Below are 22,395 nucleotides of genomic sequence, written 5' to 3'. Positions count from 1 at the left end.
CAGCTCCCAAAAGCATATATACCCTAAATAATTCGAGTTTCAGGAAGGCGGCAAAAGAAGGAATCCCGATGAGCTTACTGAGGTAAGTGATTCGGGTGAGTGAATGCAGCCAACGCACATGCAACTTGAAGTATGACGGGTATAGTGGTGAAAATGGTTGTTTGTCATGAGCGTGTAGAAAGCGCTGACACAAAGCATGAGGTAGCAGAATGCGTTCAGATGTGATGGATGGAGAGAACCTTAATTTAGGGAAGCTGGTTTCTGAAACGAGAAATCCGGCGACGATGGCCTTGGATCAGCTCTCTACGCTGGAGATGATGCACGCGTTTAATCAGGAAGATCGGAAAGTGCCTGAAGCCATTGCGCAGGTTTTACCCGCGATTGCCGAGGCTGTCGATCTGGCGACGGCGTCGTTGCAAGAGGGCGGGCGGTTGATCTATCTGGGCGCGGGGACCAGCGGCCGTTTGGGCGTACTGGATGCCTCCGAGTGTCCGCCGACGTTTGGCGTGCCACACGGGCTGGTTATTGGCCTGATTGCCGGCGGGCCGGGCGCATTGCTTAAGGCGGTTGAAGGCGCGGAAGACGATCCTGCACTCGGTGAGGCGGATTTAAAAGCGCTGAATTTAACCGCAGCGGATATGGTTGTCGGTCTTGCGGCATCAGGCCGAACGCCGTATGTGATTGGCGCATTGCGCTATGCGCGTGACGTTGGCTGCCGGACAGCGGCGATCTCCTGTAATCCGCATTCACCCATCGCACAGGAAGCGCAGGTGGCGATTTCTCCGGTCGTTGGCCCGGAAGCGTTAACGGGGTCGACGCGACTGAAGTCGGGAACGGCGCAAAAACTCGTCCTGAATATGATTTCTACCGGCGCAATGGTTAAGTTGGGAAAGGTGTACCAGAATTTGATGGTCGATGTGAAGGCAACCAACGTGAAGCTGTTGGACCGGGCTTGCCGCATTGTGGTTGAAGCAACGGGTGCCGAGCGGGAAAAGGCGCGGCAGGCGCTGGTGCAGGCGGATAATGAGGTTAAGCCTGCAATTCTGATGCTGCTGGCTAATATTGATGTGGCAGCGGCGCGTGAGCGCCTGAAACAGCACAACGGTTATCTGCGTGAGGCGCTGATTGGCGGATAAAATTTATCTTGGTGTAAGTCGGGAGAAATGTTTTGAGTGATAAGCGAGAGCAACGCATTGTTTTTTTTGATCTGGATGGCACGTTGCATCAACAGGACATGTTTGGCAGCTTTTTGCGTTTTTTACTTCGTCGGCTGCCGTTAAATCTCGTTCTGGTTATCCCGCTATTACCGATTATCGGGCTGGGGCTACTGATTCGCGGTCGCGCGGCCCGGTGGCCGATGAGCTGGCTGCTGTGGGCGATTACGTTTGGGCGTGATGAAGACGAGCTGGTTCAACTGGAAAAGCAGTTTGTCGGTGCGTTTCGTCATGATGTCATTCCATTTCCGCAGGTTCAGCAGAGGCTGAAAACCTATCTTGAAGACAGTGAGGCACAGGTCTGGCTGGTGACCGGATCGCCGCAGCGGCTGGTGGAACAGGTCTATCATGATTCGCCTTTTCTGCCCGGTGTTCGCCTGATGGGAAGCCAGATTACACGCCGCTACGGCGGTTGGGTATTAACACTGCGCTGTCTGGGGCATGAAAAAGTGACGCAGATGGAGCAGCGTCTCGGCGCACCGCTCAAGCTCTACAGCGGTTACAGCGACAGCAAACAGGACAACCCGCTGCTCTATTTTTGCGAACACCGCTGGCGAGTCACCCCCGAAGGTAGCCTGCAACAGCTGGAATGATTTTTTCATTCTTTCATCTGATTTTTCATCTCTTCATGTGGGTATAATGCGCCGCCAAAATATGAATGACTGAGTGAGGAAACGTGGGCAACCTGCGTAACGATGAATACTGGATGCGTCACGCATTAATGCTGGCTCAGCGTGCTCAGGATGAAGGCGAAGTGCCGGTTGGTGCGGTGCTGGTGCTGGGTAACGAAGCCATCGGCGAAGGGTGGAACCGGCCGATTGGACATCACGATCCTACCGCGCACGCTGAGATTATGGCGTTGCGGCAGGGAGGTCAGGTGTTGCAGAACTACCGTCTGCTAGAGACGACGCTGTATGTCACGCTGGAGCCGTGCATCATGTGTGCAGGCGCGATGATACATAGCCGTATTGGCCGTCTGGTTTACGGCGCGTCAGATGAGAAAACAGGGGCGGCGGGATCGCTGGTGGATATTCTGCGCCATCCCGGCATGAATCATCAGATCGTGATTGAATCCGGCATTCTGGCTGATGAATGTTCTGCCACGCTCAGCACGTTCTTTCGCCTGCGTCGTGAACAGCATAAAGCCCGTCGTGCCGCAGAAAAAAGCGAGAAAAACGCCGCGCAGGAGTAGCGGGGCGTTTGTTCTTTCATACGGATCTACTCCGGTTCTTTATTCCGGTACCTTGCTGAGAGGCACGGCCGGATAGCCTTGTGCGATCTGGGTTTGCTGCTGCAATTTGGCTTCTTTTTCTATCAGATAGCCTTCCAGACTCACCATATAACGCCGAATGTTTTCCACGTAGTTATAGGCTTCGTGTCCGCGCGCGTAGCCGTAGGTGGTTTGAGTGTAATAGCGCTTCTGGCTCAGCATCGGCAGGCGCATCTTCACATCGACCCAGCTGTCGGGGTTACCCTTCTGTTTTTCGGTCAATTTACGCGCATCAAGCAGATGAGCGTATCCCATGTTGTAAGACGCCAGCGCAAACCAGATTTTTTCATCTTCCGGAATGGTGTCCGGCATTTTCTGCATCATGTGCGACATATATTGCGCACCGCCGCGAATACTTTGCTCAGGGTCGACCCGATCGGTGACGTTCAGGCTTTCTGCCGTGTTGCGCGTGAGCATCATCAGCCCGCGCACGCCGGTAGGAGAAGTCGCCAGCGGGTTCCAGTGTGACTCCTGATAGGAGATGGCGGCCAGCAGTTTCCAGTCGATATCGGTGGCGTATTTTTCAAATAATGGGCGCAGATCCGGCAGCGTTTCATCAATCGCGCTCAGGAACGTGGTGGTATCGACATAGTCAAATTCGCCAACGTGACCGAGATACTTCTCCTCCAGACGCGCGAGCGTGCCGTCTTCGACAATCTGGCTGAAGAAATCCAGCAGCGCGGCGGACAGGCTGTCATCGTGTGAACGGCGCATATACCAGGTAACCGGCTCTTCGTCGCTGAGATCGAAAGCGACGGCAAGCTGCGGATGAATTCGCTGCATCAGGCCGATGGTGACCGAATCACCCAGCGTATAGTCCAGTTTGCCGTCGGCAACCTGCTTCAGTAATTCCTGCGTGCTCTGATCGGAAGCCGATTCCCAGCTTAGCTGCGGGTATTTCTCTGCTTTTAGATCGCGCAGGGTCGCGGCGTGGGCGGAGCCCGACGTCACGACAAGGCGGCCTTGCAGTTTATCCAGCGTTTTTGGGCGGGGTGAACCGAGGCGGTACACCATCTGTTGTGAAATGGAATAGTAGGTTGGGCCGGCGCGGAAACGTTCCAGACGCTCATGGTTGTAGATCAGCCCGGCAGCCAGTAGGTCGGCATCGTCGCCGTCCAGATCGTCGAACAGCTCGTCAAGATTCTTGCGTGACGAGACCACCAGCTTGACGCCGAGGTAATCGGCGAACCGTTTTGCCAGTTCATAGTCCAGACCTGTCGGGGATCCGTTGCTCATTGCATAAGTCAGCGGTGAGTTGACCGTGCTGATACGCAACTCACCGCGTGAGAGGATCTGCCTGAGCTGTACATCCTGACTACTGCGCCAGGGAATACTAGGCCATAGCGCTAACGCCAGCAGTAACGTGATAATCCCGATGAAAAAATAATTTAATTTTAACGGCTTCAAATAGTTATCTCTCGGCGGCCGTGTGGCCAGGCTGTCTGTAACGGCAGTTTTTTTATACGTCATTTCCCAGAGTGGGGGCATTTTGCTTAACAAAGCGCCAGTGTGCAACTTTTATTGATTTGGTCACCAATTAATCATTCGTCGGGCGTGAAGTGAAATTATCGCCACGCAAACGGTTTCGTCCGAGGGAAGGATTCTCTATAATATGCGCGTTTCCCCCCTGTTGTGCCCCATGGCTGTATCGCAGCCAGTGCATCGAAGACGAGAGAACTTTAGATTATGGAAATACTGCGTGGTTCACCTGCTTTATCGGCTTTTCGTATTAATAAATTGCTGGTCCGCTGCAAAGAGCACGTTTTGCCGGTCAGTGATATCTATGCTGAATACGTACATTTCGCCGATGTCAGCGCCCCGTTGAACAACGATGAACAGGCCAAACTGACACGTTTGCTGAAGTATGGTCCTTCTCTCGCGGAGCACGAGCCTCAAGGCCATCTGTTACTGGTCACGCCGCGTCCCGGCACGATTTCGCCGTGGTCTTCCAAAGCAACGGATATCGCCCATAACTGTGGGTTAAGCAAAGTACTGCGTCTGGAGCGTGGTCTGGCATTCTATATTCATGCGCCTACGCTGAGCGATGAACAGTGGCAGCAACTGGGGGCACTGCTGCATGACCGCATGATGGAAAGCGTATTTAGCGACCTGAAACAGGCCGAAGCGCTGTTCTCTCACCACCAACCTGCACCTTTCAAGCGTGTCGAAATTCTGCTGCAAGGCCGTCAGGCACTGGAAGAGGCGAACGTCCGTCTGGGACTGGCATTGGCAGAAGATGAAATTGACTATCTGATGGAAGCCTTCACCAAACTGGGCCGCAATCCTAACGATATCGAACTGTATATGTTCGCCCAGGCGAACTCTGAGCACTGCCGCCACAAGATTTTCAACGCGGATTGGGTGATCGACGGCGTTACTCAGCCGAAGTCACTGTTCAAAATGATCAAAAACACCTTTGAACACACCCCCGATCACGTTCTCTCTGCCTATAAAGATAACGCCGCCGTCATGGAAGGTTCCGCCGTCGGCCGTTTCTACACCGATCCCAACGGGCAATATACTTACCATCAGGAAGACGCCCATATCCTGATGAAGGTTGAAACGCATAACCACCCAACCGCCATTTCACCGTGGCCGGGCGCGGCAACGGGATCCGGTGGTGAAATCCGTGACGAAGGCGCGACAGGCCGTGGCTCCAAGCCGAAAGCGGGTCTGGTGGGCTTCTCTGTATCGAACTTGCGCATTCCTGGCTTTGTTCAGCCGTGGGAAGAAGAATTCGGCAAGCCAGAGCGTATTGTCAGCGCGCTGGATATCATGATCGAAGGCCCATTGGGCGGCGCGGCATTCAACAACGAATTCGGCCGTCCTGCACTGACGGGCTATTTCCGTACTTATGAAGAGCGTGTTGATAGCCACAATGGCACCGAACTGCGTGGCTACCATAAACCGATCATGCTGGCGGGCGGCATTGGTAACATCCGTGCCGATCACGTCAAAAAAGGCGAAATTATCGTCGGTGCCAAACTGATTGTACTGGGCGGACCGTCCATGAATATCGGACTGGGCGGCGGTGCAGCCTCTTCTATGGCATCGGGTCAGTCTGATGCGGATCTGGATTTTGCTTCTGTACAGCGCGATAACCCAGAAATGGAGCGCCGTTGTCAGGAAGTAATCGACCGCTGCTGGCAATTGGGTGAAGCCAACCCGATCCTGTTCATTCACGATGTCGGAGCGGGCGGTCTGTCCAATGCCATGCCGGAACTGGTGAGTGACGGTGGCCGCGGCGGGCGCTTTGAACTGCGCGATATTCTGAACGACGAGCCGGGCATGAGCCCGCTGGAAGTCTGGTGTAACGAATCGCAGGAGCGCTACGTTCTGGCCGTTGCGCCAGAGCAGCTGGCACTGTTTGATGAAATTTGCCGCCGTGAACGTGCGCCTTATGCGGTGATTGGTGAGGCGACGGAAGAATTGCATCTGACGATGAACGATCGTCACTTCAACAACCAGCCTATCGATCTCCCGCTGGATGTGCTGCTGGGCAAAACGCCGAAGATGCTGCGTGACGTTGAGCGCAAGCAGGTAGAAGGCACGCCGCTACAGCGTGATGAAATCTATCTGGCAGAAGCGGTCGAGCGCGTGCTGCACTTGCCTGTTGTCGCCGAAAAAACCTTCCTGATCACCATCGGTGACCGCTCTGTTACCGGTATGGTAGCCCGCGATCAGATGGTCGGTCCGTGGCAGGTGCCGGTGGCTGACTGCGCGGTGACCACCGCCAGCCTCGATAGCTATTACGGTGAGGCAATGTCTATCGGTGAACGTGCGCCAGTCGCGCTGCGTAACTTCGCAGCTTCCGCGCGTTTGGCGGTGGGTGAGGCGCTGACGAACATTGCTGCCACGCATATCGGCCCGCTGACTCGCGTGAAGCTGTCTGCGAACTGGATGGCAGCAGCAGGGCACCCGGGCGAAGATGCCGGACTGTATGATGCGGTGAAAGCTGTGGGTGAGGAGCTGTGCCCAGCATTGGGTCTGACGATTCCGGTGGGTAAAGACTCTATGTCGATGAAAACCCGCTGGCAGGAAGAGGGCGAAGATCGCGCGGTAACCTCGCCGATGTCGCTGGTGATCTCTGCGTTTTCCCGCGTGGAAGACGTGCGTAACACGGTCACGCCACAGCTGCGTATCGGACAGGATAATGCGCTGCTGCTCATCGATTTGGGTGCAGGCAATAAAGCGCTGGGTGCGACAGCGCTGGCACAGGTTTATCGCCAGTTGGGTCGTAAGACGGCAGATGTGCATAGCCCTGAGCAGTTGGCTGGCTTCTTTAATGCCATGCAGCAACTGGTCGCTGATAAAGCGCTTCTGGCCTACCACGACCGTTCAGACGGCGGCCTGCTGGTTACGCTGGCAGAGATGGCGTTTGCTGGCCATTGCGGCGTGACTGTCGATATCGCGTCTCAGGGTGAGGATACGCTGGCGACGCTGTTTAACGAAGAGCTTGGTGCAGTCATCCAGATCCCTGCGGCACGTCGTGCGGAAGTGGAAGCGGTTCTGGCACTGCATGGCCTGGCAGATTGCGTGCATTACCTCGGTCATGCTGAAGAAGGCACGCGTTTCACCATCAATCAGGGTGCAGAAGCGGTCTATCAGGAAAGCCGTTCAACGCTGCGTCGCTGGTGGGCTGAAACCAGCTGGCAGATGCAGCGACTGCGTGATAACCCGCAGTGTGCCGATCAGGAACACATCGCCAGACAGGATGATAACGATCCTGGCCTGAATGTGTCGCTGACCTTCAATCCGCAGGAAGATATCGCCGCGCCTTATATTGCTAAAAATGTCCGTCCTAAAGTGGCAGTCCTGCGTGAGCAGGGTGTGAATTCTCACGTAGAAATGGCGGCGGCGTTCCACCGTGCGGGCTTTGATGCCATCGACATCCATATGAGTGACCTGCTGGCGAATCGCCGTAACTTGCAGGATTTCCAGGCGCTGGTTGCGTGTGGCGGATTCTCTTATGGTGACGTGTTGGGCGCGGGTGAAGGCTGGGCTAAATCCATTCTGTTCAACTCTCGCGTACGCGATGAATTCGCTGAATTCTTCCTGCGTCCACATACGCTGGCGCTAGGCGTATGTAACGGCTGCCAGATGATGTCCAACCTGCGTGAGCTGATTCCGGGCGCCGATCTCTGGCCGCGTTTTGTCCGCAATAAATCCGATCGCTTTGAAGCGCGCTTCAGCCTGGTCGAAGTGGAGAAAAGCCCGTCGTTGTTCATGAATGACATGGCCGGATCGCGCATGCCGATTGCCGTTTCACACGGTGAAGGTCAAGTTGAAGTCCGCGACGGCGCGCATCTGGCAGCGATTGAAGAGCACGGCCTGGTGGCGCTGCGTTATATCAACCACTACGGTCAGGTAACCGAGAACTATCCGGCTAACCCGAATGGCTCACCAAACGGTATTACGGCGGTTACCAGCACCAGCGGTCGGGCAACCGTCATGATGCCGCACCCTGAGCGTGTGTTCCGTACCGTCAGTAACTCCTGGCACCCGGAAGAGTGGGGCGAGGATGGCCCGTGGATGCGTATGTTCCGCAATGCGCGTAGACAGCTGGGCTAAGTTTAGGTCAGTCAGAGAAAGGGGCTTCGGCCCCTTTTTTACGTCTGTTTTCTCCGTTTGTCGTTTTTTTGCGACGGACAGGTTTTTTACTGTCTCTAATTGGTGACATTTAACTGTTTGATTTATATAAGCGGTGTGATGGCATCATAAAGCTGTCTGTTTTTAGCGACATAAATCGTCTCTTTTGCGCGTATTTTCGTTATTTGTATTCTGGGTTATGTGTTTTTTTGCGATTTTTTAAATAAAAATTATTAAAAATCATGTGCTTGATTTTTATTTCTTGAACTTGGCATGTTAAGTGCATTTTAACTGTAGTTGCTCATTCAACTGGTTATGATTGCGTTGCTAACTGGCAAACATTTTCGCTCATAACATCTGGAATGATGCCAAAAGAAAGGGTGCCTATCGTCCACCAGACCGATAATCGGGCGTGAAAACGAACGTTATCAAGCATCGGGCGACACGTTGAGTGAGGCACCGCCTATTCAGTTACGCGGCCAGAGGGAGTGATTCTTCTGGCCGCGTGACGTTTTCACCCTGCCACGTCTCCCCAGTGAATCCCCCCTGATTGTGTTTTTACGGCGTGATTTTTGCCGTCCTTACATTGGTATTCATGCCACATTGCGAAGCGTTGCGCATGTCGTAAGGGAAAACGTTGAACTTTTATAAGACTCAGTTAGCATCAGAGCGGATTCGATAGGTAACGAGATGATTTCTTTGAAACGATGGCGTTTATTCCCGCGTTCTCTGCGGCAATTAGTAATTATGGCGTTCTTGCTGGTGTTGCTGCCGCTCTTGGTGCTGGCCTATCAGGCTTATCAAAGCCTGAACATGCTGAGCGAACAGGCTGCGGATATTAACCGGACAACGCTGACGGATGCCCGCCGCAGCGAGGCAATGACCAGCGTCGCGCTGGCGATGGAGCGTAGCTACCGGCAATACTGCGTATTGGACGATCAGACGCTGGCGACGCTTTATCAAAACCAGCGTAAACAGTATTTGCAAATGCTGGATTCGCACGCGCAGGTCCTGCCCGATCCCCGTTATTACCAGACGCTACGTCAACTCCTTACTCAACTCGGTGAAATACGCTGCCATAACAGCGGCCCGGAACAAACGGCATCTAGCCTGCTGGAAGGGTTCTCCCGCGCGAACGGACAGATGGTGCAGGTGACGCGTGACGTCGTTTTCTCCCGTGGGCAGCAGCTCCAGCAGGCTATTTCCGAACGCGGTCAGTTCTTTGGCTGGCAGGCGCTGCTCTTGTTTCTGGTCAGCGTGCTGCTGGTGGTTCTCTTTACTCGGATGATTATCGGCCCCGTTAATGGCGTTGAACGAATGATCAACCGCCTTGGAGAAGGGCGATCGTTGGGCAACACCAGCACCTTTAAAGGGCCGCGTGAAATTCGGACGCTGGCGCAGCGCATTATCTGGTTGAGCGAGCGTCTGTCCTGGCTCGAATCACAGCGGCATGAGTTTTTACGACACATCTCTCACGAACTGAAAACACCGCTGGCTAGCCTGCGGGAAGGCACCGAATTGCTGGCCGATGAGGTGGTTGGTCCACTGACTGCCGATCAGAAAGAGGTGGTTGCTATTCTTGATAGCAGCAGTCGCCACCTGCTACAGCTGATCGATCAACTGCTGGACTACAATCGCAAGCTTGCGGATACGCCGACCGAGTTGGAACGGGTGGAAATCGAAGAAATCGTCGATATTGTCGTGGCCTCTCACAGCTTGCCTGCCCGTGCCAAAATGATTCATACCGATGTGACGCTAGCCGTTGATCACTGTTGGGCGGAGACGACGCTATTGATGCGAGTGATCGATAATCTCTATTCCAATGCGGTGCACTACGGTAAGGAATCCGGTAACATTTGGATTTATAGCCGTCAGATTGGCAATCGCGTTCAGATTGATGTCGCCAACAATGGTACGCCCATTCCCGATGCAGAGCGGAGCATGATTTTTGAGCCCTTTTATCAGGGCAGCCATCAGCGCCGTGGTGCAGTCAAAGGAAGCGGACTGGGGTTGAGCATCGCGCGTGATTGCATTCGTCGTATGCGTGGTGAGCTTAGCCTAATTACCGTGGACTATGCTGATGTGTGTTTCCGCATCGAGCTGCCCTTATTGTCCGATAACGAATAGTCCGAGAATGAATAGAGAATGAATGTAGGATTTATGAAGGGATGGCTAGCGAGTAGAAGATTTTCCCGTCTGTTGAAAGCGGTGGTCATGTCGTCACCGCTCGTTTTGGCTGCGTGTAATAGCCATGTAATCAGCGGCACGGCGTTGTTGGAGACGGAGGCGACACCGCCGAAAGAGCAGGTTGCCGATTTCCGTATCGCGCAATGCGAGCATCTGTGGCAGATAGACGATCGTGAATCCATGAACAACGCGCTTTACTGGTTGCGGGCGATGGACTGTGCCGGGCGTTTAACACAGTTCCAGGCCCGTGAGGAAGCCGGGCAAGTTGCGGGTGATAGTTGGGATAGCATATTTAAGCAGGGCATCCTGCTGGATAATGCTGGTATTACTCAGGCTGAACGCCGTCAGGTGCTGGAACAGATCAATTTATATCGTCTGGCTTTCCCTGCGGCGCTGCGCCCGCTGATGCAAACCTGGCGTGACAGACAAACGTTGTTCTTGGCGCTGTCGGATGAGCGTCTGCGCTATAAGCGCTTGCAGGAATCCAGCGACAAGCAGCTAGACGCTCTGCGTGTACAGCAAAGTCACCTGCAATATCAGTTAGAAACAACCACGCAGAAACTGGAAAATCTGACGGATATTGAGCGTCAACTGTCGTCTCGTAAGCAGCTGTCGGGGGACATGCCGGATAACGACGGCGATCGTCGCGGGAATTCTGGTACAAATAGCAGTAGTGCAAATAAAGACAGTTCGCGCAATTCGGCAACGAAATCCAGAAATGAGCCAGTTGACGCGGATGACACCTATACGCCGCCGATGGAATCACATACGGACAACGCGACGACGAAAAAGGAGTCAACAAGACAATGACAGCCCGAAAAACGGCGAGTTTGTTGCTCGTGGATGATGACCCCAGCCTGCTGAAACTGTTGGGCATGCGGCTGACCAGCGAAGGATTTAGCGTGATGACGGCGGAGAGTGGCCAGGAGGCGCTGCGGCTGTTAACGCGTGAGACGTTCGATCTGGTTATCAGCGATCTTCGTATGGATGAAATGGATGGCATGGCGCTGTTTGCCGAAATTCAGCGCTATCAGCCGGGGATGCCGGTGATCATTTTAACTGCTCACGGTTCCATTCCCGATGCGGTTGCGGCTACACAGCAGGGCGTATTCAGCTTCCTGACGAAGCCCGTTGACCGCGATGCGCTCTACAAAGCGATAGACGAAGCGCTGGCATTGTCCGCCCCGGCGGGTGATGAAAGCTGGCGTGAAACCATCGTGACGCGCAGCCCGATTATGCTGCGTCTGCTGGAGCAGGCCAGAATGGTCGCGCAGTCGGACGTCAGCGTGCTGATTAACGGCCAGAGCGGAACAGGGAAAGAGGTGCTGGCTCAGGCGATTCATGCGGCAAGCCCGCGTGCAAAGAAAGCCTTTATCGCTATTAACTGCGGTGCGCTGCCGGAGCCATTGCTGGAATCGGAGTTGTTCGGCCATGCGAAAGGAGCCTTTACCGGTGCGGTGAGCAGCCGTGAAGGGCTTTTTCAGGCGGCGGAAGGCGGCACGCTGTTTTTAGATGAAATCGGCGATATGCCGCTGTCCTTACAGGTTAAGCTGCTGCGCGTTCTGCAGGAGCGAAAAGTCCGCCCGCTGGGTAGCAACCGCGATTTGGACATTGACGTGCGGATTATCTCCGCCACGCACCGTGATTTGCCGAAGGCGATGGAGAAAAACGAATTTCGCGAAGATCTCTATTATCGGCTCAACGTGGTGAATATGAAGCTGCCCGCGCTGCATGAACGTGCTGAAGATATCCCGATGCTGGCAAACCATCTGCTGCGCGAATCTGCTAATCGCCACAAGCCTTTTGTGCGCACCTTTTCAACCGATGCGATGAAGCGCTTGATGACGGCAAGCTGGCCGGGTAACGTGCGTCAACTGGTGAATGTCATCGAACAGTGTGTGGCGCTGACCAGCGCACCGGTGATCAGCGATGCGCTGGTTGAACAAGCGCTGGAAGGTGAAAATACCGCCCTGCCAACGTTTGTTGAAGCGCGTCATCAGTTTGAGCTTAACTATTTGCGAAAACTATTACAGATCGCAAAAGGTAACGTGACGCAGGCTGCGCGAATGGCCGGGCGTAACCGAACGGAATTTTATAAACTGTTGGGCCGCCACGAGCTGGATGCCAACGATTTTAAAGACTAGCGCTGAGAGAGCCGTTCGGGTGTAGATTGTCCGCCTGAGTTCTGACATGCTGTTCACTTGCTGATGCTCGGCTTTGGCCGCAACATAGATAACACAAAGGTTCCTCCATGAAGAAAATTGATGCGATTATTAAGCCGTTCAAACTGGACGATGTGCGTGAAGCGTTAGCTGAAGTGGGCATCACAGGGATGACGGTAACAGAAGTTAAAGGCTTTGGTCGTCAGAAGGGCCACACCGAGCTGTATCGTGGTGCAGAATACATGGTCGATTTTCTGCCAAAAGTAAAAATCGAAATTGTCGTGTCAGATGACATCGTCGATACCTGTGTGGAAACCATCACGCAGACCGCGCAGACGGGTAAAATCGGCGACGGTAAAATCTTCGTCTTTGATGTGGCGCGCGTTGTCCGTATTCGCACCGGTGAAGAAGACGAAGAAGCGATTTAATCGCCTCGTCTCGCGTTGTTCCGTTTTAGAAGCCAGCCTGAGAGGGCTGGCTTCGTCACATTTCTTCTACTCTACTTCTACTTCTACTTCCCTTTAGGCGCAGTAGGAACCCAACCTGCCAGCACCTTGTCTGCGGTGTATTCTGCCGCTTCCGCATCGCTTAACTGACGGCGCTGATCGTTTTTCTCAGCCCCTTTACCGCTGGATTTATACTCGAAAAAGCGTGAGTCCTGCGGATGGAACCAGATTTTCTCGCCTTGTTTATCTTTGCCTGACATTTTGTCCCAGCCATAAATGTGGTCATCCATGCTGGTGTTCAGGAACACGGTCTGGCCGATCGCGTTAGGATCGGCATAGCGCCCATCGTCAAAGGTAGTCGTAGGGTGCCAAGGGCGGCCCAGGCCATAGCTGTTCGCTGGGACGTCTTGTTCTTTCGTCACCCGGCTATTGATAATGACCAAGCCATATTTTTGTTTAATATCGGTGCTGGGCGCGGTGAGATAGCCAATCGGCTGATCTTTCACGTCGGTACGGTTACGCGCGACAATGTCGCAGTCGTCAAACAGCGCAGTCCCGTTACCAAAGATGAAATCAACGGTGCCGCTGATTCGGCATTGTGAGAAGAAGCTGCGTCCCCCTTTCACATAGAGCGTGTCCTGATAGCCCGTCAGGCTGACATCATGGAACCACGCCCGATCGCTATTTTCGGCAACCAGCAGCGCAACGGCCTGCGAGTCTTTTAATTTGGTCGGGTCATCGTTAGCTTTAGCCTGATTGGCCGGATAATCAAAACCATTGTTGATGGTCAGTGAACGAGCGCTGAAATCGGGCGCATCGACTTTCACTGTGTTACTGCCATAGGTTCCCCACTTGCTGCCATCGGGTTTGAGCATCCCAGCGGCGGTGGTCGCGGTGATCACGGTGCCGTCACGGCTTTCACCCTGTAGGTGAATGTTGGGGCGCGTAATGGTCAGGCGCTCGTGGTACACGCCATTTTTCACATAGATCACAAACGGCGAACTGTCTGCCGGGGCGCTGGCGATGGCTTCAGAGATGGTTTTGTAGGCTTTGGCGTCCCCTGCGTTGCTGGAAACCAGCGCATTGTAGTCGGCAGCCTGCGCTAGCGCCCAGGGCGAGGAAATCAACATGGCTAAGGTCAGCGTTTTGCGGAGGTGTGAGGCGTTTATCATGTCCAGAGTCCTGTAATCGGTAAGGGAAGGGTATATAACGCGCGACGATGTAACGCCGCGCGCGGTTCGGTCTTATCGTTTTGCCTGACTAATGACTACTTTGTGTTTGCTGGCCGTTTTTTCCGCCAGCGACGCTAAAGCGGGTTCCTGCCGAATGGCGTCGGCGACAATCCCTGCCACGGCGATAGCGCCTTTTTTCTGAAAATGGGTGGTATCCGGTTTGCTCAGGCTACCGGCTTGATCGCGATAGTAAGGGTATTGTTTAGGATCGATCACCAGCCAGTATTGTTTCCAATGGTCGCTGTTGCCCTGGTTCGCCAGCGCGATAGTGGCGGGTTCAACGTCCAGCAAAATCACCTTGTTATCTGCAGCCGTATTCCTGATGGTCTGGCTGTAATCGCCGACGAAAGCATAGCCATTTTCCGCGTTTTGCTTGGTGAAATGACTGTGTACCGCTGGCGTGCCGTTTTTCCCGTCAGCCGTTTTTACTCGGGTGGTCGGGGTAAGCAGAACCGGTGTGAGTTTGTGCTGGCGGGCGAAAGTGATGTAGCGCTCCAGCGATGTCTGGAATGACATATCGGCTTTCCCCTGCGGTGCCTGCTTTTTCCCTGCGGCATCGTTCGGGTAAGTACACAGGTTAGCGACATCCGCCGGGCCACGTACCGCTTTTGCACTGTTGCAGTTTTGATCGTTGTGCCCCATTTGGATAAACAGGAAATCACCCTCTTTCATCAGCGGCTGCATCTGGCGGAACCAGCCTTCGTAGAAATAGTCGCGTGAGCTACGGCCTGCACGTGCGCCATTGACGACTTTTACACCGCTGTTTTTACTGAACTGCTGTTCAAAAACCTGACCCCATCCCATGCGTGGGAAGCGCATTTTTTCATAGGTTGCCGCGGTTGAGTCGCCAACGATGAAAATGCGGGTTTGCGCTTTCTGGATCGCGTCCAGACTCTGGCGGGCAGAACGGTAATCCAGAGGTTCATAATCGCCTTTATTATTCAGGCCGACGATGGGATGGAACGCGCTGTCGGTCAGTACCGTATGGCCAGAATGGCCGGTGTCGTTGTGATAATTGCGGGTATGGTTAATGACGCTGACGATTTTGGTGACCGCATCCTGCTGGGCCGCGGGGTAGGTCAGAGGGTCGAAACTCTTGGGCGCGCTGACGCCTACCTGTTTTAACGCGTCATTAAAGCCTGCATGAAAATCGGCGTAGGCTTTTTTCCATGCGGCGGTGTCCAGTTTCGGTGATGCCGTGTCGTCCGTTAGCTGCTGTGGACCAATGTAGCCTGCTGCCACCGCAATATCTGAGGTAATGCGGTCAGTCAGCGGGTTGATATTGGCAATATTCTCTTTACCGTCATGTAATGACGGGGCGACAGCGGACAGGCAGATTGCACGGGAAATATTATTCAGCAGGCAGTTATTGCCGCCGGATTCGATGGCTAACAGACGTAGCGGCGGTGTGAGGCCAGAGACATCGAGGTGATATTTTCCCTGCTCATCGGTCTGTGTCTGCCGCTTCTGACCTTGCTGGTCTCTGATAATGATGGTGGCAGGCAGATGAATATCCCGTACGGTGACATTACCGGATAAGCCAGTTTTTTCACCCAGCGTTGAACCCGACAGTAAGTTAACGCTGTCCGGTGCGGTGGTCTGGTATGCCGCGGCGGGCGTTTTAGCGTGTACCAGTGTGAAAGGGGCGGAAAGTATCAGAGCTAAAGCTACACTTTCTGAAAAACGTTTTGCCATGGTCAGACATATCCCTTGTTGGTTAGTCGAAAACGGTTAATGAACCCAGGCGTTATCAAAGGAAGGTCGCTGTTTTTTATCGCTCTTGTCACGGCCTTTAGCGAGAACGTCGGGCTTTTATTGTGCACCCAAGCCTATGCCTAAACGAGGCTTCTTTGATGAAATAACTATTCATTAAAAATGAAATGTTATTTTAATAAGACCTTGTTTTTTGTGACCCACCTCTTTTTTAGCGGAGCACTGCCGTATTGGCATATAGATTTGTGATCAATAAGGTGTTTTATACCCGTCATACTTCAAGCTGCTTGCGCGTTGGCCGCCCTTACTCACCCCAGTCACTTACCTGTAGTAAGCTCCTGGGGATTCGCGCAGTTGCCGCCTTCACGCAACTTGAATTATTTAGGGTATGTTCTGGTGGTTTTCTGAAAGATGAAAAAAAGGCCGCAAAAGCGGCCTTTGGGTTTGATCCGTTATCAATGAGGGTTAGACAACTTTATGCGGACCAAAACATTCGTAATGCAGTTGCTCAGCGAGGATACCCATAGCCAGCAGCTGCTGTGCGATAAACTGCATGAAAACCACGGGGCCGCACAGGTAGTAGTGCATATCTGGCGTGGTTAATTCATCTTTTAACGAGGCCAACTGCATCAGCCCGCTGTGATGATAGTCTTCGCCCGGACGATCGGCCTTCTGCGGTTCCCGATACCAGATGTGGTGCTGGAACTGTGGCAGCGACTGTCCCGTTTTTCCGGTTTCATCCGCAAACGCATGCGCCGTGCCATTTTCTGCTGCATGCAGCCATAGCACCTTTGCCTGATGATTCTGCTGCTTGAGCGTATGCAACATGCCCAGCATCGGGGTTTGCCCTACGCCGCCAGAAATCAGGGCAACCGGCGTGGAAGCGGGGATATCAAGGAAGAAATCGCCGTGCGGAGCCGCCAGATGAATGATATCGCCTTCACGCGCGGTATCATGCAGATAGCCGGAAACGGTGCCCTGTGCTTCACGTTTCACTGCAATCCGGTAGGATTTTCCATTTGGTGCGTGAGTCAGAGAGTATTGGCGAATCTCCTGGTTGGCAAAACTGTCATGCTTGATGTAAACCGCCAGATACTGGCCCGGTTGAAAATCAGCAATAGGCTGGCCGTCGGTGGGTTCCAACGTGAAGCTGGTAATCACCGAGCTTTGCGGCTGCTTGTTCACAATACGGAAAGGTCGCACGCCGCTCCAGCCGCCGTTTTGCGCTTCGGTGCTGCGGTAGATATCGCCTTCGCGCTGAATGAAGACATTCGCCAGCACGCCATAGGCTTTACCCCAGGCATCCAGTACTTCTTGCCCTGGGCTAAACAGTTCATCCAGCGTTGCCAATAAGTGATTACCCACGATCTGATACTGATCGGCCTGAATGTTAAAGCTGGCATGCTTCTGGGCGATACGCTCAACCGCAGGCAGCAGCGCGGCCAGGTTTTCAATATTCGTCGCATAAGCACAGATGGCATTGAACAACGCTTCACGCTGATCGCCATTGCGCTGATTGCTCATGTTAAAAATATCTTTGAGCTCAGGGTTATGCATAAACATGCGGTCGTAGAAGTGTGCGGTCAGTTTCGGGCCTGTTTCCGCCAGCAGAGGAATGGTTGACTTAACGATGGCGATAGTTTGGCTATCCAGCATGGTGACTCCTTATTTATTGGCATGACTTATAAGTTGTATTTTATATGCATCTTATTGGGTTTGTCCGCCGCTGTAAATTACCTTTTTGGTGGTAGGGGTTTTTAGGCGGAGCCAAAGGGAATAACATGAAGAAATAGCAGGTTGAGAATGAAGAAAAATCCGTTTACCACTGCGCAGCAGATATTTGCTGAAGCCTTGTGCTGCCTGTAGCTAATCGTTTGCGTAAAAACCTCTGTCAAGACCTATCTTCATTAGGGAAAAACGGTTTACACTATACGCCATTCCCCAAAAGGGTAGCCCAATTCCCAAATGGGCCATTAATTCCCAGTATATTTATGTTAGCTGAGTCAGGAGATCCGGATGTTAAAGCGTGAAATGAACATTGCCGATTATGATGCCGACCTGTGGCAAGCAATGGAGCAAGAAGTGGTGCGTCAGGAAGAGCACATCGAACTGATTGCGTCAGAAAACTACACCAGCCCACGCGTTATGCAGGCTCAAGGGTCTCAGCTGACGAACAAGTATGCTGAAGGTTATCCGGGCAAGCGTTACTACGGCGGCTGTGAGTACGTTGACATCGTTGAGCAGTTGGCGATCGATCGTGCGAAAGCGCTGTTCGGTGCAGATTATGCCAACGTGCAGCCGCACTCTGGCTCTCAGGCTAACTTTGCCGTTTACACTGCGCTGCTGCAGCCGGGCGACACCATTCTGGGTATGAACCTGGCGCACGGTGGTCACCTGACGCACGGTTCTCCGGTTAACCTGTCAGGTAAACTGTATAACGTCATTCCTTACGGCATCGACGAAAGCGGTAAGATCGACTACGACGAAATGGCTGAACTGGCGCGTACGCACAAGCCAAAAATGATCGTCGGCGGTTTCTCTGCTTACTCTGGCGTCGTTGACTGGGCGAAGATGCGCGAAATCGCTGACAGCATCGGTGCTTACCTGTTTGTTGATATGGCACACGTTGCTGGCCTGATTGCCGCGGATGTTTACCCTAACCCGGTTCCTCATGCTCACATCGTGACCACCACCACGCACAAAACGCTGGCTGGTCCACGCGGTGGCCTGATTCTGGCGAAAGGCGGCGACGAAGAGCTGTACAAGAAATTGAACTCTGCGGTATTCCCTGGCGGTCAGGGCGGCCCGTTGATGCACGTTATCGCCGGTAAAGCGGTTGCGCTGAAAGAAGCGATGGAGCCTGAATTCAAGGTTTACCAGCAGCAAGTCGCGAAAAACGCCAAAGCAATGGTTGAAGTCTTCCTGTCACGTGGTTTCAACGTGGTTTCTGGTGGAACCAGCAACCACCTGTTCCTGCTGGATCTGGTGAGCAAAAACCTGACTGGTAAAGAAGCTGATGCTGCGCTGGGCCGTGCAAACATCACCGTGAACAAAAACAGCGTGCCTAACGATCCGAAGAGCCCGTTCGTGACTTCCGGTATCCGTATCGGTACGCCAGCGGCAACCCGTCGCGGCTTTAAAGAAGCGGAAGTGCGTGAACTGGCTGGCTGGATCTGTGATGTGTTGGACAACATCAACGACGAAGCGACCATTGAGCGAGTGAAACAGAAAGTTCTGGAGATCTGCGCCCGCTTCCCGGTTTACGCATAATTCGGCATTTTCTCTGACATCACTGTCGGAACACGTCCTAAACGCCAGCCTGAGTGCTGGCGTTTTTTATGGCGGCCATCCGGCCGCCACCCTTCGGGCCGTCGCAAGCGACGTTGAAAAACGTTCCTCACGTTTTTTTATGGCGGCATCCCTGGCCGCCATCCTTCGAGCCGTCGCATCATGACACTATCCCCGTTCACGTTTAATGGTGAATAACGCGTTGCACCGCCGTGTGCTCTCTGACAGAGTAGCCAGCAAAAAAGAGTAGCTAGCAAAAAAGAGGCGAGGCTAGGGGAGTTCGTCATCGAAAGGGAGACATCATGGTTTTGCAATCGACGCGCTGGTTGGCGCTGAGCTATTTCACCTACTTTTTTTGCTATGGCGTTTTCCTGCCATTTTGGGGCGGGTGGCTGAAAGGCGAGGGGCTGTCTGCCGAGTCGATCGGCATGCTGCTGGGCGCGGGGCTGGTGGCGCGCTTCGTCGGCAGTCTGGTCATCACGCCCAGCGTGAAAGATCCGTCCAAATTGATTACGGTATTACGTGGACTGGCGTTGCTGTCACTGGCGCTGGCTGTCGGTTTCTGGCTGGGGAATGCCTGGCTGTGGCTGATGATAGTGATGATCGGGTTTAACCTGTTTTTTGCGCCGCTGGTACCACTGACGGATGCATTAGCCGCGACGTGGCAGCGGCAGATTGTGATGGATTACGGCAAGGTTCGCGTCTGGGGTTCGATCGCGTTTGTTATCGCTTCTGCGGCGACGGGGGAATTGGTCGCTATTTGGGGACACCCCGCGATTCTGGCAATCCTCAGCGCGGGACTGGCCGTCATGCTGTTGGGCATGCTGCTTCGCCCTAGCGTGATGCCGCAAGCGGCAACGTCGACAGCGCAGTCGGTTAGCGTGACGCCGTGGAAAACCTTGCTGACTGAACCCGCAGTATGGCGCTTCCTGCTTTGTGTGTCGCTGCTGCAAGGCGCACATGCGGCTTACTATGGTTTCAGCGTCATTTACTGGCAGGATTCGGGCTATTCCGCCTCGATTATTGGCTATCTCTGGTCGTTAGGCGTGGTCGCGGAGATTGTTATCTTTACCTTCAGCCAACGCCTGTTCCGACGTTGGAGCGCCAGACAGCTTCTTTTGCTCTCTGCCGTATGTGGCGTGGTGCGCTGGGGCTTGATGGGCGCGACGGTGGCTCTGCCATGGCTGATTGTGATACAGATATTGCACTGTGGCACCTTCACCGTCTGCCATCTGGCCGCCATGCGCTTTATCGCCGCACGCACCGGTGGTGACATCCTGCGGTTACAGGCGGTGTATTCCGCGCTGGCGATGGGCGGAAGTATCGCGGTGATGACGATGGTGTCCGGTTTCCTGTTTGAACACTTGCAGGGTGGCACGTTTTGGGTGATGGCGCTGCTGGCGGTTCCGGCCCTGTTTATTCGGCCTTCTGTCAGTCATCACTCTGTGGCCGGAAAAGCATAAGAAATGGCGTGCATTGTCAATATAACGCAGTATGGTAAAAATAATGTTACATTATAACGCTTTGAAACGATGGTGCGGACGGATAACGTTGCTGATGACAGGTCTGGCGTTCGGCCAGCCCGTTTTCGCTCACCCACACAGTTTTATTGATATGCAGACGACAGTTGAGAGCCAGAACGACAACATCACCGGTTTACGCATGCTGTGGACGATGGATCCCATCACGTCTGCCGACCTGTTGTATGATGCTGGGAAGGCCAAGAAGGACTCTGAAGTCTGGAAAAAGCTGGCGGCGGAAGTGATGGCGAATGTGTTAGGACAGCACTATTTCACCGATATTTACCGTGATGGTCAGCCCGTGAAATATGCGCCGATGCCAACCGAATATCACCTTTCCCGCAAAGGCAATCAGGCGGTACTGGAGTTTGTGCTGCCGCTGGCGCATCCACAGCCGCTGGCCGGCAAGCCTTTGCTGATTTCTACTTACGATCCTACCTACTTTGTCGATATGTCCTACCAGAACGATAAGGCCGTTACGCTGGCGCCAGCGCTGGCTTCACGTTGTAAAATCTCACTCGTCACGCCGGAACCTAACGCTGAACTGCAATCCTATGCGCTGTCGCTGGATAAGAACGATGCGCCGGATGAAGACATGGAGCTAGGGAAACAGTTTGCGCAGCGGGTGACGTTGCAATGTCAGTGAACCTCGGCTCACTGCCGCGTCAGCGCTCGCTGTTGAGTCGATTGCGCGATCTGTGGCCGCTGTGGCTGTTCTTGGCGCTGCTGGTCTCGGCGCTGCATTACATCGTGGGATACTGGCCGCAAATCGTGCTGCAAAGCGCGATCTGGCAGAAGTCGCTGCATCAGCAGATGTCGCACCTATTGCAGATGGTGGAACAGCAGCCGCATCAGGCGGGGCTGAGTCTGATGATGTTCAGTCTGGTCTATGGCGTGCTTCATGCCGTCGGGCCGGGGCACGGCAAAGTCGTCATCATGACCTATCTGGCGACACACCCGTCGAAGCTGAAAAGCAGCCTGAAGTTGACGCTTGCCGCGTCGCTGGTTCAGGGGCTGATGGCGGTAGCGCTGGTGACCATAGTATTAGGGATCTTGCAGTTATCCAGCCGAACGTTGCATAACAGCAGTTTCTGGATGGAAAAGGGGAGCTTTGTGCTGGTGGCGGGGCTCGGGCTGCTGCTCTGTTTCCGCGCGTTGAAACAGCTGTATATCGCCGTTGTGCGGCAGCCTAAACCGGCGACGATTTTGCGTGTAACGCCTTTGCACGTAACCCCTTCTCACGTCAGCCAGTTTAACGTACCAACCGATAAACGTATGGTGCTTCGCCCGGCGCCTGCGCTTTCCTCTTCTTCTCATCAACACGATGCCGACTGCGGCTGCGGGCACCGCCATCTCCCGAGCAATGAAGAACTTGAGCGCGACAGCAGCTGGCGTACGCGCCTGATGATTGTGCTGGCGATGGGAATGCGCCCGTGTTCCGGCGCTATTCTGGTGCTGCTTTTCTCTAAAGTGATCGGCGTGTATTGGTGGGGCGTCGCCTCTGCGCTAGTGATGGCGGCTGGAACGGCGATCACGATCTCGGCACTGGCCGTGTTGGTTTTTTACTGTCGTCGCGTGGTTGAGCGCTTAGGTGCAAACCGTGCCTCGCCCGTGTGGCAGCGTGCGACGTTTTCTCTTCTGGCGTTTGCCGGCGGGCTGGTTTTAGTTGGCTCCGGTGTCCTGCTTTACCTCAGCGCACAGCCCGCAATGATGGGCGGCATTCGGCCATTCTCCGGCTAATTTTACCTTTTATTAACGCTGCGCTAAAAACCCA

At 53.9% G+C, this 22,395-nt stretch carries 16 protein-coding genes; 12 read left to right on the top strand and 4 right to left on the bottom strand.

The genetic code is table 11. The annotated features are described in order from the left end of the window. Positions 1-209 precede the first annotated feature (209 nt). The 3 genes from murQ to tadA all read left to right on the top strand — a co-directional run bounded on the left by murQ (position 210) and on the right by tadA (position 2,406). The gene (gene murQ / locus HP572_RS14060; RefSeq protein ID WP_240583544.1) at positions 210-1,136 is read left to right on the top strand and encodes an N-acetylmuramic acid 6-phosphate etherase; all 927 of its coding nucleotides are present in this window, start codon (positions 210-212) and stop codon (positions 1,134-1,136) included. A 32-nt stretch (positions 1,137-1,168) separates the two neighbouring features. After that, positions 1,169-1,807, top strand: coding sequence for a phosphatidylglycerophosphatase C (gene yfhb / locus HP572_RS14055; protein WP_010301173.1), 639 nt, complete (start codon positions 1,169-1,171; stop codon positions 1,805-1,807). Between the two features lie 113 nt (positions 1,808-1,920). Next, positions 1,921-2,406, top strand: a complete 486-nt coding sequence (tadA, locus tag HP572_RS14050) for a tRNA adenosine(34) deaminase TadA (protein WP_240583543.1) — start codon at positions 1,921-1,923, stop codon at positions 2,404-2,406. 39 nt (positions 2,407-2,445) lie between these two features. Here the strand turns inward: tadA and mltF are convergent, their stop codons facing one another. Beyond that, a complete protein-coding gene (gene mltF, locus HP572_RS14045; protein ID WP_240583542.1) occupies positions 2,446-3,954 on the bottom strand; it encodes a membrane-bound lytic murein transglycosylase MltF in 1,509 nt (502 codons plus the stop codon). 216 nt (positions 3,955-4,170) lie between these two features. Between mltF and purL the strand changes: the two genes are divergently transcribed. The 5 genes from purL to glnB all read left to right on the top strand — a co-directional run bounded on the left by purL (position 4,171) and on the right by glnB (position 12,850). Beyond that, entirely contained in the window at positions 4,171-8,055 is a 3,885-nt protein-coding gene (purL, locus tag HP572_RS14040; protein ID WP_240583541.1) for a phosphoribosylformylglycinamidine synthase, read from the top strand. 708 nt (positions 8,056-8,763) lie between these two features. Further along, positions 8,764-10,200: a HAMP domain-containing sensor histidine kinase gene (locus HP572_RS14035; protein ID WP_039503231.1), complete on the top strand. Its 1,437-nt coding sequence runs from the start codon at positions 8,764-8,766 to the stop codon at positions 10,198-10,200. 18 nt (positions 10,201-10,218) lie between these two features. Next, positions 10,219-11,070, top strand: a complete 852-nt coding sequence (gene qseG, locus HP572_RS14030) for a two-component system QseEF-associated lipoprotein QseG (protein ID WP_240583540.1) — start codon at positions 10,219-10,221, stop codon at positions 11,068-11,070. Next, on the top strand, positions 11,067-12,404 hold the full coding sequence (gene glrR / locus HP572_RS14025) for a two-component system response regulator GlrR (RefSeq protein ID WP_010280116.1): 1,338 nt from the start codon (positions 11,067-11,069) through the stop codon (positions 12,402-12,404). Before qseG ends, glrR begins: the two co-directional genes overlap by 4 nt. A gap of 107 nt (positions 12,405-12,511) precedes the next feature. Then, positions 12,512-12,850 carry a nitrogen regulatory protein P-II gene (gene glnB, locus HP572_RS14020; protein WP_005970202.1) on the top strand — a complete coding sequence of 113 codons (339 nt, stop codon included), beginning with the start codon at positions 12,512-12,514 and terminating at the stop codon, positions 12,848-12,850. 83 nt (positions 12,851-12,933) lie between these two features. On the opposite strand, the gene pemA is transcribed toward glnB, so the two are convergent. The 3 genes from pemA to hmpA form a co-directional block, all read right to left on the bottom strand. Beyond that, on the bottom strand, positions 12,934-14,040 hold the full coding sequence (gene pemA, locus HP572_RS14015) for a pectinesterase PemA (RefSeq protein ID WP_371745274.1): 1,107 nt from the start codon (positions 14,038-14,040) through the stop codon (positions 12,934-12,936). A 72-nt stretch (positions 14,041-14,112) separates the two neighbouring features. Further along, positions 14,113-15,795 (bottom strand): pectin acetylesterase PaeY, encoded by a 1,683-nt coding sequence (gene paeY, locus HP572_RS14010; protein WP_240583539.1) that lies wholly within the window; start codon positions 15,793-15,795, stop codon positions 14,113-14,115. A gap of 483 nt (positions 15,796-16,278) precedes the next feature. Continuing rightward, on the bottom strand, positions 16,279-17,469 hold the full coding sequence (gene hmpA / locus HP572_RS14005; RefSeq protein WP_240583538.1) for an NO-inducible flavohemoprotein: 1,191 nt from the start codon (positions 17,467-17,469) through the stop codon (positions 16,279-16,281). A 360-nt stretch (positions 17,470-17,829) separates the two neighbouring features. Here hmpA and glyA point away from each other — a divergent pair, with 360 nt between their 5' ends. The 4 genes from glyA (at position 17,830) to HP572_RS13985 (ending at position 22,361) form a co-directional block, all read left to right on the top strand. Then, positions 17,830-19,083, top strand: coding sequence for a serine hydroxymethyltransferase (gene glyA / locus HP572_RS14000; RefSeq protein WP_014916229.1), 1,254 nt, complete (start codon positions 17,830-17,832; stop codon positions 19,081-19,083). Positions 19,084-19,403: 320 nt separating this feature from the next. Next, positions 19,404-20,564 (top strand): 3-phenylpropionate MFS transporter, encoded by a 1,161-nt coding sequence (locus HP572_RS13995; protein WP_205550201.1) that lies wholly within the window; start codon positions 19,404-19,406, stop codon positions 20,562-20,564. Between the two features lie 43 nt (positions 20,565-20,607). Then, positions 20,608-21,267: a DUF1007 family protein gene (locus HP572_RS13990; RefSeq protein ID WP_240583537.1), complete on the top strand. Its 660-nt coding sequence runs from the start codon at positions 20,608-20,610 to the stop codon at positions 21,265-21,267. Further along, positions 21,258-22,361 (top strand): nickel/cobalt transporter, encoded by a 1,104-nt coding sequence (locus HP572_RS13985; protein ID WP_240583536.1) that lies wholly within the window; start codon positions 21,258-21,260, stop codon positions 22,359-22,361. The genes HP572_RS13990 and HP572_RS13985 overlap by 10 nt, the downstream gene beginning before the upstream one ends. The last annotated feature ends 34 nt before the right edge of the window (positions 22,362-22,395 follow it).

Source organism: Pectobacterium sp. PL64, assembly GCF_022477975.1.
Lineage (GTDB): Bacteria > Pseudomonadota > Gammaproteobacteria > Enterobacterales > Enterobacteriaceae > Pectobacterium > Pectobacterium jejuense.
Note: the sequence above shows the minus strand (reverse complement) of the source record. Positions and strands in the feature narration are given on the sequence as shown.